Source organism: Pseudomonas fakonensis, from assembly GCF_019139895.1.
Classification (GTDB): Bacteria; Pseudomonadota; Gammaproteobacteria; order Pseudomonadales; family Pseudomonadaceae; genus Aquipseudomonas; species Aquipseudomonas fakonensis.
Genome location: NZ_CP077076.1, coordinates 5,306,261 through 5,318,962 on the forward strand (window position 1 = coordinate 5,306,261; position 12,702 = coordinate 5,318,962).

Annotated in this window: 12 protein-coding genes; 7 read left to right on the forward strand and 5 right to left on the reverse strand. The window is 65.0% G+C overall.

The window, feature by feature from the left end; translation table 11 throughout:
* Positions 1 to 8: 8 nt before the first annotated feature.
* Positions 9 to 1,376, reverse strand: a complete 1,368-nt coding sequence (gene radA / locus KSS94_RS23400) for a DNA repair protein RadA (protein ID WP_217840410.1) — start codon at positions 1,374 to 1,376, stop codon at positions 9 to 11.
* Positions 1,377 to 1,554: 178 nt separating this feature from the next.
* Between radA and mscL the strand changes: the two genes are divergently transcribed.
* On the forward strand, positions 1,555 to 1,974 hold the full coding sequence (gene mscL / locus KSS94_RS23405) for a large-conductance mechanosensitive channel protein MscL (RefSeq protein ID WP_217840411.1): 420 nt from the start codon (positions 1,555 to 1,557) through the stop codon (positions 1,972 to 1,974).
* Positions 1,975 to 2,048: 74 nt separating this feature from the next.
* Here the strand turns inward: mscL and KSS94_RS23410 are convergent, their stop codons facing one another.
* Positions 2,049 to 2,825, reverse strand: a complete 777-nt coding sequence (locus tag KSS94_RS23410) for a ferredoxin--NADP reductase (protein ID WP_217840412.1) — start codon at positions 2,823 to 2,825, stop codon at positions 2,049 to 2,051.
* Between the two features lie 212 nt (positions 2,826 to 3,037).
* On the opposite strand from KSS94_RS23410, the gene KSS94_RS23415 reads away from it, so the two are divergent.
* Entirely contained in the window at positions 3,038 to 3,742 is a 705-nt protein-coding gene (locus KSS94_RS23415) for an autoinducer binding domain-containing protein (protein WP_217840413.1), read from the forward strand.
* A gap of 95 nt (positions 3,743 to 3,837) precedes the next feature.
* Positions 3,838 to 4,962, forward strand: a complete 1,125-nt coding sequence (locus KSS94_RS23420) for a methyltransferase (RefSeq protein WP_217840414.1) — start codon at positions 3,838 to 3,840, stop codon at positions 4,960 to 4,962.
* Positions 4,963 to 5,084: 122 nt separating this feature from the next.
* Here KSS94_RS23420 and KSS94_RS23425 read toward each other — a convergent pair whose 3' ends face one another.
* From KSS94_RS23425 to KSS94_RS23435, 3 genes are read right to left on the reverse strand one after another with little or no spacing between them, the layout of a single operon-like run.
* Positions 5,085 to 5,225 carry a DUF2474 domain-containing protein gene (locus KSS94_RS23425; RefSeq protein WP_217840415.1) on the reverse strand — a complete coding sequence of 47 codons (141 nt, stop codon included), beginning with the start codon at positions 5,223 to 5,225 and terminating at the stop codon, positions 5,085 to 5,087.
* Positions 5,226 to 5,237: 12 nt separating this feature from the next.
* Positions 5,238 to 6,245, reverse strand: coding sequence for a cytochrome d ubiquinol oxidase subunit II (cydB, locus tag KSS94_RS23430; RefSeq protein WP_217840416.1), 1,008 nt, complete (start codon positions 6,243 to 6,245; stop codon positions 5,238 to 5,240).
* Between the two features lies 1 nt (position 6,246).
* On the reverse strand, positions 6,247 to 7,683 hold the full coding sequence (locus tag KSS94_RS23435; RefSeq protein WP_217840417.1) for a cytochrome ubiquinol oxidase subunit I: 1,437 nt from the start codon (positions 7,681 to 7,683) through the stop codon (positions 6,247 to 6,249).
* 342 nt (positions 7,684 to 8,025) lie between these two features.
* Between KSS94_RS23435 and KSS94_RS23440 the strand changes: the two genes are divergently transcribed.
* From KSS94_RS23440 to KSS94_RS23455, 4 genes are all read left to right on the forward strand, one after another.
* On the forward strand, positions 8,026 to 9,246 hold the full coding sequence (locus tag KSS94_RS23440; protein WP_217840418.1) for an MFS transporter: 1,221 nt from the start codon (positions 8,026 to 8,028) through the stop codon (positions 9,244 to 9,246).
* Between the two features lie 198 nt (positions 9,247 to 9,444).
* Positions 9,445 to 10,740: an NCS2 family permease gene (locus KSS94_RS23445; protein ID WP_217840419.1), complete on the forward strand. Its 1,296-nt coding sequence runs from the start codon at positions 9,445 to 9,447 to the stop codon at positions 10,738 to 10,740.
* Entirely contained in the window at positions 10,737 to 11,822 is a 1,086-nt protein-coding gene (gene trmA / locus KSS94_RS23450; protein ID WP_217840420.1) for a tRNA (uridine(54)-C5)-methyltransferase TrmA, read from the forward strand. Before KSS94_RS23445 ends, trmA begins: the two co-directional genes overlap by 4 nt.
* Positions 11,823 to 12,151: 329 nt before the next feature.
* Positions 12,152 to 12,670, forward strand: a complete 519-nt coding sequence (locus KSS94_RS23455) for an Hcp family type VI secretion system effector (protein ID WP_217840421.1) — start codon at positions 12,152 to 12,154, stop codon at positions 12,668 to 12,670.
* Positions 12,671 to 12,702 lie beyond the last annotated feature (32 nt).

The window sequence follows — 12,702 nt, forward strand, 5'->3', positions numbered from 1 at the left end:
AAGGCGCGCTACTCGAACAGTGCATCCAGGGCTTGTTCCAGGCGCGTCACGGCAATCACCTGCAAGCCGGCGGGTGGCTCCTTCGGCGCGTTGCCCTTGGGCACGATGGCACGCTTGAAGCCGTGTTTGGCGGCCTCCTTCAGGCGCTCCTGGCCGCTGGGGACCGGGCGCACTTCGCCCGACAGGCCGATTTCGCCAAATACCAGCAGGTCATGGGCCAGCGGGCGGTTGCGCAGGCTCGACATCACCGCCGCCAGCAGCGCCAGGTCAGAGGCGGTCTCCAGCACCTTGACCCCGCCAACCACGTTGAGGAACACATCCTGGTCGTGGGTGGGGATGCCGCCATGGCGGTGCAGCACCGCCAGCAGCATGGCCAGGCGGTTCTGGTCCAGGCCCAGGGTGACCCGCCGGGGGTTGGCCAGGTGGCTGTCGTCCACCAGCGCCTGTACCTCCACCAGCATTGGCCGGGTGCCTTCCCAGGTGGCCATGACCACGCTGCCGGGCACTTCTTCCTGGGTGCGGTTGAGGAAGATCGCCGAAGGGTTGGAGACCTCTTTCAGGCCACGGTCGGTCATGCCGAACACGCCCAGTTCGTTGACCGCGCCGAAGCGGTTCTTCACCGCGCGCAGCAGGCGCAGGCGGCCGTCCGATTCACCTTCGAAATACAGCACGGTGTCGACCATGTGCTCCAGCACACGCGGGCCTGCCAGCGAGCCTTCCTTGGTGACGTGGCCGACAAGGAAGATCGCCGTGCCGCTTTGCTTGGCGTAGCGCACCAGCAACGCGGTGCTCTCGCGCACCTGGGCCACGCCGCCTGGGGCCGACTGCAACTGCTCGGTGAAGATGGTCTGGATCGAGTCGATCACCATCACCCGGGGCTTTTCCTGGCGGGCGGTGGCGATGATCGCCTCGATACAGGTTTCGGTCATGACCTTGAGCTGGTCCTGGGGCAGGCCCAGGCGCCGCGAGCGCATGGCCACCTGCTGCTGCGACTCTTCGCCGGTGACGTAAAGCGCCGGCATGTGGGTGGCAATGTTGCACAGGGTCTGCAGCAGGATGGTCGACTTGCCGATGCCAGGGTCGCCGCCGATCAGCACCACCGAGCCATCCACCAGGCCACCGCCAAGCACCCGGTCGAGCTCGGTGCTGCTGGTGGTGAAACGCGGGATCTCCTCGACGCTGACCTCGGCCAGGGTCTTGATCTGCGCCTGCTGCCCTGCCCAGCCGGCACGCCCGCTGGGGGCCGCAGCGCCGCCGCTTTCGATCATGCTCTCGACCAGGGTGTTCCAGGCACCGCAGTCGCCGCACTGGCCAGCCCATTTGGGGAAGGTCGCGCCGCACTCGGTGCAGCCATACAAGCGCTTGGCCTTGGCCATGGGCGGGGTCTCCTGGAAAAAACCGCCATGATAGCCGAACTGGCACGTGCCCCGGACGCCCCGGGATGCGACAAAACTATTCGTTCTAACCGAAGTCAACAGCCCTGTACCCAGCGCATGAAGCGTTACAGTGGCTTACACTGCCTCTACCTCACCATTTGTTACAAGGAAATCGAACATGGGCATGCTCAATGAATTCAAGGCCTTCGCGGTCAAGGGGAATGTCGTCGACATGGCCGTCGGTATCATCATCGGCGCAGCCTTCGGCAAGATCGTCTCGTCGTTCGTCGGCGACGTGGTGATGCCGCCGCTGGGCCTGATCATCGGCGGCGTCGACTTCAGCGACCTGGCCATCGTGCTCAAGGCGGCCGAAGGCGATGTACCGGCGGTGGTGCTGGCCTACGGCAAGTTCATCCAGACCGTGATCGACTTCGTGATCATCGCCTTCGCCATCTTCATGGGCGTAAAGGCCATCAACCGCCTCAAGCGCGAAGAGGCCGTGGCACCCAGCGTGCCGCCGGCCCCCACCCCGCAGGAAACCCTGCTGACCGAGATTCGCGATTTGCTCAAGGCGCAGAATCAGGACCGCTTGCCCTGATCAAACCGTCCTGGCCTTATCACCTGCAGGAGCCGGCAAGCCGGCTCCGACAGGGTTTGCGTGAGCATTGGGATTTACCAGTAATTCTCCACCGCCACCTGCCCCGGCCGCTTGCTCAGGCTCAGTTGCAGGTCACGGGCCTTGAGCACCTTGCGGGTCTCGTCGATCATCTCGGGGTTGCCGCACAGCATGATGCGTGAATGCTCCGGCGACAGCTCAAGCCCTGCGGCCTTCTCCAGCCCGCCGTTCTCGATCAGCGTGGTGATGCGCTGGTTCAAAGCCCCCGGATACTGCTCGCGGGTGACCACCGGAATGAACTGCAACTTGCCGGCGAACTCGGCCAGGTACTCGCGTTGCTCCAGTTCGGCGATTTCCTTCACGTAGGCCAGCTCTCTGGCTTCGCGTACCGAATACACCAGCTTGATGTTCTCGAAACGCTCCCAGGCCTCGAAGTCCTGCAGGATCGACATGAAAGGCGCAATGCCCGTACCGGTGGCCAGCAACCAAAGGTCACGCCCGCCGACGAAACGGTCCAGAGTCAGAAAGCCGAACGCCTGACGGTCGATCAACAACGTATCGCCCTGCCCCAGGCGGCTCAGCTCACTGGTGAATTCACCACCAGGTACCACGATGGAGAAGAAGTCCAGGTACTCGTCATGGGGGGCGCTGACCATCGAGTAGGCACGCCACACCACGCTGCCATCGGCCTTGGTCACCCCCAGGCGGGCGAACTGCCCGGAGCGGAAGCGAAAGCCCGGGTCGCGGGTAACCCGCAGGCTGAACAGGTTCGGCGTCAGCGGCTGGACATCGAGCAGGGTCTGGCGGGTGAACTTGTCGGCGCTGGCGGTCATCTTGGGCTCCTGGAATCAGATGCGCCAAGTGTCGCGCAAAGCGCCGCGGATAAAAACCGCCGGTTTGTAGGGCATCGCCAGACTCAGACGACAGGCAGCTAAAAATACCTACGTGCTATAGCAAAAAAACCGAGCACAGGGTGAGGACATTTCCTACACTTCGCCCGTGCATTACGGAAATCGGATCCAAGGGATCAGACGGAGTTTCATCGATGACACAGTGGTCATGTGAGCAGCTCGAGCAATTTGCACAGTACGCCGAGCCGCAGCAACTGTTTGCCCGCGCGGTTGAACTGGTGCAAGCCCTGGACATGGAGTTTGTCGGCCTGACTTTGCACCTGCACGCAGCTGCCCATGCGCCACAGATCATCAGCTATAACAACTACCCGCGTGAGTGGAATGATCGCTACCGCCAGGACCATTTCATCAAGATAGATCCGACAGTATCAAAGTGCCACCAAAGCACGCTGCCGCTGCTGTGGAGCGATGCGCTGTTCGAGGAAGTACCGCACCTGCGTGAGGCGGCGCGTGCCCATGGCATCACCCACGGCTGGACCCAGTCGGTGCTCGACCAGCGGCACAACGAGAGCCAGCTCAGCGTCAGCCGCCGGCACGGTGCAGTCGTATTGCGCGAACTCTACGCCAAGGGCGCCCAGGTCATGTGGCTGTGCCACACTCTGCACGCCGTGCTCAGCGAACATCACCTGGCCAGGATCAGCCCCGCCCCGCACCTGAGCGAGCGCGAACTGGAAGTGCTCAAATGGTCTGCCGCCGGCAAGACCGCTTCGGATGTGGCGACCATCCTGTCGCTTTCCACCAGCACCGTGAACTTCCACATCCGCAGCGTGATCACCAAGACCAATGCCGCCAACAAGGCCGGCGCCGTCGCCATTGCCGCCTTGCGCGGCCTGCTCTGACAGCCCGAGCCCCCGCAACCGGCAAACCCCTGTAGAATCGCCCGCCTCAAGCCCGCCGCGCCGCGCGCCGGGCAGATTCGCAGCAGAGCCACGCCATGCCCTCGTTCAACAGCCCCTTCGCCGACCTCGACCTGATCCGCCAGCCGGAGCAGGCCAACGACCCGTTGCTGGCCTTCGACGCCGCCGACCAGTACCTGCTGGAACACCTGGCCGCCCAGGCGCCGCAGCCGGGCTGGCGGGTGCTGGTGCTCAACGACAGCTTCGGCGCCCTGGCCGCCAGCCTGGCAGGCACGCTGGACGTCACCAGCAGCGGCGACTCGCACCTGGCACGCATGGCCCTGGAAAAGAACCTGGCGCGCAACGGCAAGGCTTTCGATGCGGTGCCGTTCGTGCCCGCCAACGAAGCCTGGCAGGGCCCGTTCGACCGTGTGCTGGTGCGCGTGCCGAAAACCCTGGCCCTGCTCGAGGAGCAACTGATTCGCCTGCAGGGCCAGTTGGCACCGGGCGCCGAAGTGATTGCCGGGGCGATGATCAAGCACCTGCCACGGGCCGCCGGCGACCTGCTGGAAAAATACATCGGCCCGGTGCAGGCCTCGCTTGCGCAAAAGAAGGCCCGCCTGCTCACCGCAACGGTGGCCGAGCGCCCTCAGGTCAAGTCGCCCTACCCCAGCCGCTACCGCCTGGACAAGCCGGCGCTGGAGCTGGTCAACCACGCCAACGTGTTCTGCCGCGAAGGCCTGGATATCGGTACCCGCGCCTTCCTGCCGCATTTGCCCCAAGGCCTGGGCAACGCCCGGGTGGCGGACCTTGGCTGCGGCAACGGCGTGCTGGCCATCGCCAGCGCCCTGGCCAACCCCGATGCCCACTACACCCTGGTGGACGAGTCGTACATGGCGATGCAGTCGGCGCGGGACAACTGGCAGGCTGCGCTGGGCGCCCGTGAAGCGGATATCCACGCCGCCGATGGCCTGGCCGGCATCGACAAGCAGTCACTGGACGTGGTGCTGTGCAACCCGCCGTTCCACCAGCAGCAGGTGGTCGGCGACTTCCTGGCCTGGCGCATGTTCCAGCAGGCCCGCGAGGCGCTGGTGGTGGGCGGGGCGCTGTATATCGTCGGTAACCGCCACCTGGGTTACCACAGCAAGCTGGCGCGGTTGTTCCGCGGGGTGGAACAGGTGGCGGCGACGCCTAAGTTCGTGGTTTTGAAAGCGCGCAAGTAAAGGCTGGGGCCGCTTTGCGGCCCTTTCGCGGGGCAAGCCCGCTCCTACAGGTTCAGTGCCAAACGTGCGCGTTCCTGTAGGAGCGGGCTTGCCCCGCGAACACCGGCAAAGCCGGTGCCATCTCAGTGGGTGCTCAACCCCGCCGCGCTCATGAACAGGCGCATGCCATACGCCACCACCCCCAGCGCCGCCACGCTCAGAGCCCAGATCAGCACCAGCCAGCCCAGGCGTTGCCACAGCGGCTTCTTCTCTTCGACGTTCATCACCGCGCGCTCCTAATGGTAGCCATCGTCATGGGTGACCTTGCCGCGGAACACGTAGTAGCTCCAGAAGGTGTACCCGAGGATGAACGGCAGGATGAACAGCGTGCCCACCAGCATGAAGCCCTGGCTCTGCGGTGGCGCTGCGGCGTCCCAGATGCTGATCGACGGCGGAATGATGTTCGGCCACAGGCTGATGCCCAGGCCGCTGTATCCAAGGAAAATCAGCACCAGGGTCAGCAGGAACGGCGTGTAGTGGGCATTGCGCTGTACCGCCCGCAGCAAGGCGTAAAACGTCACCAGCACCAGCAGCGGCACCGGCATGAACCACACAAGGTTGGGCATGCTGAACCAGCGATCGGCGATCTGCGGGTAGGCGATCGGCGTCCACAGGCTGACGATACCGATCACCGCCAGCAGCACCAGCGCCAGTGGCCGGGCCAGGTCGTGCATCTTCTGCTGCAGAGGCCCTTCGGTCTTCATGATCAGCCAGGTGCAGCCCAGCAGCGCATAGGCGACGATCAGCCCCAGGCCGCTGAACAGGGTGAACGGGGTCAGCCAGTCGAGGCTGCCGCCGACGAACTTGCGGTCCACCACCTTGAAGCCTTCGATGAAGGCGCCCAGCGCCACGCCCTGGAAGAAGGTCGCCACCAAGGAGCCCCAGATGAACGCCTTGTCCCAGATGTGGCGCTTGTGCGCGCGCGCCTTGAAGCGGAACTCGAAGGCCACGCCGCGGAAGATCAGCCCCACCAGCATCAGGATCAACGGCAGGTACAAGGCCTCCAGCACCACCGAATAAGCCAGCGGGAAGGCGCCGAACAACGCAGCGCCGCCCAGCACCAGCCAGGTTTCATTGCCGTCCCATACCGGGGCGACGGTGTTCATCATCACATCGCGATCACCCTCGCCCGGTACGAACGGGAAGAGGATGCCGATGCCGAGGTCGAAGCCGTCCATCACCACGTACATCATCACCCCGAAGATGATGATCACGGCCCAGATCAGCGGAAGGTCGATACCCATCTCAGTTCCCCTTGCTCAGGCTGGCGGAGTCGGCCTCGTGGCCATCGTCGGCGGCGGACAGCGGCCGCGCCGGGGTACGTTGCTGGCCTGGGCCGCCCGGTGGCTGCTCGTCGCCTTCGCCGGTTTTCGGGCCCTTGCGCACCAGGCGCATCATGTAGCCAAGGCCGGTGCCGAACAGCGCGAAGTACACCACCACGAACATCACCAGGGTGAAACCGAGCTGCGCGTAGCTGTGGTTGGACACCCCGTCGGCGGTGCGCATCAGCCCGTACACCACCCACGGCTGGCGGCCGATTTCAGTGGTGAACCAGCCGGCGAGGATGGCGACCAACCCGGAAGGCCCCATCCACAGGGTCAGGTAAAGGAACGGCCGCGAACTGTACAAGGTGCCGCGCTTGCGCAGCCACAGGCTCCACAGGCCGACGAAGATCATCAGGAAGCCAAGCCCGACCATGACCCGGAACGACCAGAACACGATGGTCGAGTTGGGCCGGTCCTCGGGCGGGAACTCCTTCATCGCCGGCACTTGCTTGTCCAGGCTGTGGGTCAGGATCAGGCTGCCCAACGCCGGAATTTCCACTTTGAAACGGGTGGTTTCGGCCTGCATGTCGGGGATCCCGAACAGGATCAACGGGGTCGGCTCGCCGGGCTTGTTCTCCCAGTGGCCTTCAATCGCAGCAATCTTCACTGGCTGGTGCTTGAGGGTGTTCAGGCCATGGAAGTCGCCGATCACGGCCTGGATGGGCGCGACGATCAGCGCCATCCACATGGCCATCGACAACATCTTGCGCACCGCCGGGTTGTCACGCCCGCGCAGCAGGTGCCAGGCCGCCGAGGCGCCGACGAAAAACGCGGTGGCAACGAATGCGGCGGTGGCCATGTGCATCAGGCGGTAGGGGAACGAGGGATTGAAGATCACCGCCAGCCAGTCCACCGGGATCACCCGGCCATCGACGATCTCGTAGCCTTGCGGGGTCTGCATCCAGCTGTTGGAGGCGAGAATCCAGAACGTCGACACCAGCGTGCCCAGCGCCACCATCACCGTGGCGAAGAAGTGCAGGCCGCGGCCGACGCGGTTCCAGCCGAACAGCATGACCCCCAGGAAACCTGCCTCGAGGAAGAACGCGGTGAGCACTTCATAGGTGAGCAAGGGGCCGGTAATGGCGCCGGCGAAGTCGGAGAACTGGCTCCAGTTGGTGCCGAACTGGTAGGCCATGACCAGCCCGGAGACCACGCCCATGCCGAAGTTGACGGCGAAGATCTTCGACCAGAAGTGGTAGAGGTCACGGTAGGTGTTGTTGCCGGTCTTCAGCCAAAGGCCTTCGAGGACCGCCAGGTAGCTCGCCAGGCCAATGGTGATGGCCGGGAACAGGATGTGAAAGGACACGGTAAAGGCAAACTGGATTCGGGCGAGCTCTAGGGCTTCTAATCCGAACATGGTGCTTCCTCTTCAGATAATCCGGCGCAGGGCTTGTGGCCCGTTGCCCACTGCCCCTACGGGTGTCGAGTGCGGCGCGTTGGAATTGTTCTGTTCGATCGCAGGGATTGCGGCCCGAAGGCCCGTTCGTTGCATCTGGAACGATTGATCCAGGTCAACGAATGTCAGCAAGCATAGCCCTGAATCCTGCCCCGGGAGGCGTGGCGCGATGCCGCGTGACCGGTTGCCCCACCCCCTTTACCAGCCCATGGAAAAGTGGCCACGGCACCTTTCAGCAACCATTTGTTACAAACAGATGTTACGCTTCAGGCCCCCTCTGTTCCCGGTGCTACAGGCTCGCCGATGTCCGATTCCGCCCCGCAATTGCTGCGTCATCACCGCCCGTTCATCGCCTTCTGGCTGGCCCGGGTATTCACCGCCAGCGGCTTCCAGATGCTCACCGTGGCCATCGGCTGGCACCTCTACCAGCTCACCGGCAACGTGCTCGACCTGGGCCTGGTGGGCCTGGTGGAATTCGCCCCGCGGGTGCTGTTCATGCTGCACACCGGCCACGTGGCCGACCGCTACGACCGGCGCAAGGTGGCCGCGCTGTGCCAGACCCTGCAGGGGCTGATCGCCCTGGCCCTGGCCCTGGGCAGCGCCACCGACAACGTCAGCCGCGAGCTGATTTTCGGGCTGGCCTTCCTGCTCGGCGCCACCCGCTCGTTCGAAATGCCGGCCACCCAGGCCTTGCTGCCCAACGTGGTGCCACCGGGGTTGTTCCCGCGGGCGGTGGCGGCCTCCGCATCGGCCACCCAGTCGGCAACCATCGTCGCCCCGGCTGTGGGGGGCTTTCTGTATGCCTTCGGCAGCATTTGGGTGTACGGCCCCACGGTGCTGCTGTACGTGATCGCCTGCTGCCTGATGCTCAGCCTCGATTCGCGCCAGCAGCAGGCCCAGCGTGGCCGCGCCAGCCTCGACTCGCTGCTGGCCGGGGTGCGTTTTATCCGCAGCCGCCCGGACATCTTCGGGGCAATCTCGCTGGACCTGTTCGCCGTGCTGCTGGGCGGCGCCACTGCGCTGCTGCCGGTATTCGCCAAGGACATCCTGCTGACCGGCGCCTGGGGCCTGGGCCTGCTGCGCTCGGCCCCGGCGGTGGGGGCACTGTTGATGTCGCTGTGGCTGGCGCGCTTCCCGGTGGAGCGCAAGGTGGGGCTGACCATGTTCACGGCGGTGGGGGTGTTCGGCGTGGCCACCATCGCCTTCGGCCTGTCGACCTCGTTCTGGTTCTCGCTGGCGGTACTGGTGGTGCTGGGCGCGGCAGACATGATCAGCATGGTCATCCGCGGCGCCTTCGTGCAACTGGAGACGCCGGACGAGATGCGCGGCCGGGTGAGCGCGGTGAACGGGCTGTTCATCGGCGCCTCGAACCAGTTGGGCGAGTTCGAGTCGGGGCTGACCGCGCACTGGTTCGGCACGGTGCCGGCAGTGGTGCTGGGCGGGGTGGGCACGCTGGTGGTGACCGGCACCTGGATGAAGCTGTTCCCAACCCTGACCCATCGTGACCGGCTGCACAACGGTTGACCCTCCGTGGGAGCGGCTTGCCCCGCGATTGCGCCTGCACGGCCTGCTCCTCACGAACCGACGAAATCGCGGGGCAAGCCCGCTCCCACAATAGGCCCCCGCCCCCCATACTGGTATGATGCGCGGCTTTTTTCCGACCTCTGTGCTTTGCTGATGGGGTCGATACATTCACGGCGCGAGGGCGCCCCGGGAGCCGGCATGCTGGAAAGGCTGTTTCAACTAAAAGCACACAACACCAATGTGCGCACCGAGATACTGGCGGGCGTCACCACCTTCCTGGCCATGGCCTACATCCTGTTCGTCAACCCGAGCATCCTCGGCGAAACCGGCATGGACAAGGGCGCGATCTTCGTTGCCACCTGCCTGGCCGCGGCCATCGGCTCGGTGACCATGGGCATCATTGCCAACTACCCGATCGCCCTGGCGCCGGGCATGGGCCTGAACGCCTTCTTCACCTACACCGTGGTGCTGCACATGGGCCACACCTGGCAGGTGGCACTGGGGGCGGTGTTCCTCTCGGCGGTGCTGTTCTTCCTGCTGTCGATCTTCCGCATCCGCGAATGGATCGTTAACAGCATCCCGCTGCCGCTGCGCTCGGCCATCGCCGCCGGTATCGGTCTGTTCCTGGCACTGATCGCCCTGCATAACGCAGGCATCGTCGTCGATAACCCGGCCACCCTGGTGGGCCTGGGCGACCTCAAACAACCCGCGCCGATCCTCGCCACCCTGGGCTTCTTCATCATTGTTGCCCTGGAATCGCTGAAAGTGCGCGGTGCGGTGCTGATCGGCATCCTCGCCGTGACCATCGCCTCCATCGCCCTGGGCGTCACTCCGTTCGGCGGCGTGGTGTCGATGCCGCCGTCGCTGGCGCCGACCTTCCTGCAACTGGACATCAAGGGCGCGCTGGATGTGGGCCTGATCAGCGTGATCTTCGCCTTCCTGTTCGTCGACCTGTTCGACAACTCCGGCACCCTGATCGGCGTGGCCAAACGCGCCGGCCTGATGGGCAAGGACGGCCACATGCCGAAAATGGGCCGTGCCCTGATCGCCGACAGCACCGCCGCCATGGCCGGCTCCCTGCTGGGCACCTCGACCACCACCAGCTACATCGAGTCGGCAGCGGGCGTGAGCGCCGGTGGCCGCACCGGCCTGACCGCCATCGTGGTTGCCATCCTGTTCCTGCTGGCGCTGTTCTTCGCCCCGCTGGCCGGCAGCGTGCCGGCCTTCGCCACCGCCCCGGCGCTGCTGTTCGTGGCCGTGCTGATGGCCTCGGGCCTGGCCGAAATCAACTGGGATGACGTCACCGAGGCCGCCCCGGTGGTGGTCACCGCCCTGGCCATGCCGCTGACCTACTCGATCGCCAACGGCATCGCCTTCGGCTTCATCGCCTGGACCGCCATCAAGCTGCTGTCCGGCCGTCGCCACGAGCTGAACCCGGCCTTGGTGATCCTGTCCATCCTGTTCGTCATCAAGCTGGGATGGTTCAACGCATGAGTGCCGTCTTCGACCCCTCCACCTACGACACCCAGCTTGCGGGCAAGGTCGCCCGCCTGCGTGAGCTGCTGGCGCCCTTCGGGGCTCCAGAGCCGGCCGTCTTCGACTCGCCGCGCGCGCACTACCGCCTGCGCGCCGAGTTTCGCCTGTGGCGCGAGGATGGCCAGCGCCACTACGCGATGTTCGCCCCGGGCGAGAAGCACAAGGCGATCCTGATCGACGAGTTCCCCATTGCCAGCGAGCGCATCAACGAGCTGATGCCGCGCCTGAAAGCGGCCTGGCAAGCCAGCGAGCCGCTGAACAACCGCCTGTTCCAGGTGGAGTTCCTCACCACCCTGGCCGGCGATGCGATGGTCACCCTGTGCTACCACCGCCCGCTGGACGAAGCCTGGGAAGCCGCCGCCGAGCAACTGGCCAGCGAGCTGAACGTCAGCGTGATCGGCCGCTCCAAGGGCAAGCGCGTGGTCATCGGCCGCGACTATGCCGTAGAACAGCTCGACATCGCCGGGCGCACCTTCAGCTACCGCCAGCCCGAAGGTGCCTTCACCCAGCCCAATGGCGCGGTGAACCAGAAGATGCTCGGCTGGGCCTTCGAGGCCATGGGCGAGCGCAGCGACGACCTGCTGGAGCTGTACTGCGGCAACGGCAATTTCACCCTGCCGCTGGCCACCCGCGCCCGCCAGGTGCTGGCCACCGAGATCAGCAAGACCTCGGTCAACGCCGCACTGCACAACCTGGATGAGAACGGCGTCGGCAACGTGCGCCTGGTGCGCCTGTCGGCCGAAGAGCTGACCCAGGCGCTGAACGAGGTGCGCCCGTTCCGCCGCCTGGAAGGCATCGACCTGAAGAGCTACGACTTCGGCACCGTGTTCGTCGACCCGCCGCGCGCCGGCATGGACCCGGACACCTGCGAGCTGACCCGGCGCTTCGAGCGCATCCTGTACATCTCGTGCAACCCCGAGACCCTGGCGCAGAACATCGCCCAGCTGCACGATACCCACCGTATCGAGCGCTGCGCGCTGTTCGACCAGTTCCCCTATACCCACCACATGGAAAGCGGGGTGTTGCTGGTCCGTCGCTGACCGGCAACCCGGCGGGGCCGCAACGGCCCCAGCCGACTGCGCAAGAAGTTGCGCAACCGTTTTGCCCAACACTCCCGCTAAAAGTGCCACAGCCCCTTGATAACGGGGCCTGTGGCCGGGTGCGCAAGAACTTGCACAGCACTGCGCAAGTTCTTGCGCACTTTTCTGCCCCGGCGCCCGTATTTATTTGCCTCGCACTCTCGGCGCTGCGCGCCAGCCCCCGCCAGGCAAGGGTTGGCCGCTTTCTGGCATGCAACTTGAAAACAGGTTCAGGCAACCGGACAACGATTTCCGGCAAATCGATACCTCATTCCGCAAGGAGAGCCGCAATGCCAACACCCGCGTACCTGACCCTGCAGGGCACCAAACAAGGCCTGATCACCGCCGGCACCTTCACCGAAGACTCGGTCGGCAACATCTTCCAGGAAGGCCACGAGGACGAGATTCTCGTTCAGGCCTTCGACCACCAGGTGATCATCCCGCGTGACCCGCAGTCCGGCCAGCCCACCGGCCAGCGCGTACACAAGCCGCTGATGATCACCAAAGTGTTCGACAAGTCCTCGCCACTGATCTTCACCGCCCTGACCAGCGGCGAGCGCCTGACCGAGTGCACCCTGAAGTGGTTCCGCACCTCGGCTTCCGGTACCCAGGAGCACTACTACACCATCAAGCTCGAAGACGCGATCATCGTCGACGTGCAGTCCAACATGGCTAACTGCCAGGACCCGAACATGGCGCACTTCACCCACCTCGAAGACGTCTACTTCACCTACCGCAAAATCACCTGGACCCACGAAGTCTCCGGCACTTCCGGCTCCGATGACTGGCGTGCCCCGGTCTCGGCGTAAACGCCCGTGACCCCGCGGCGGCCCTGCTCGGG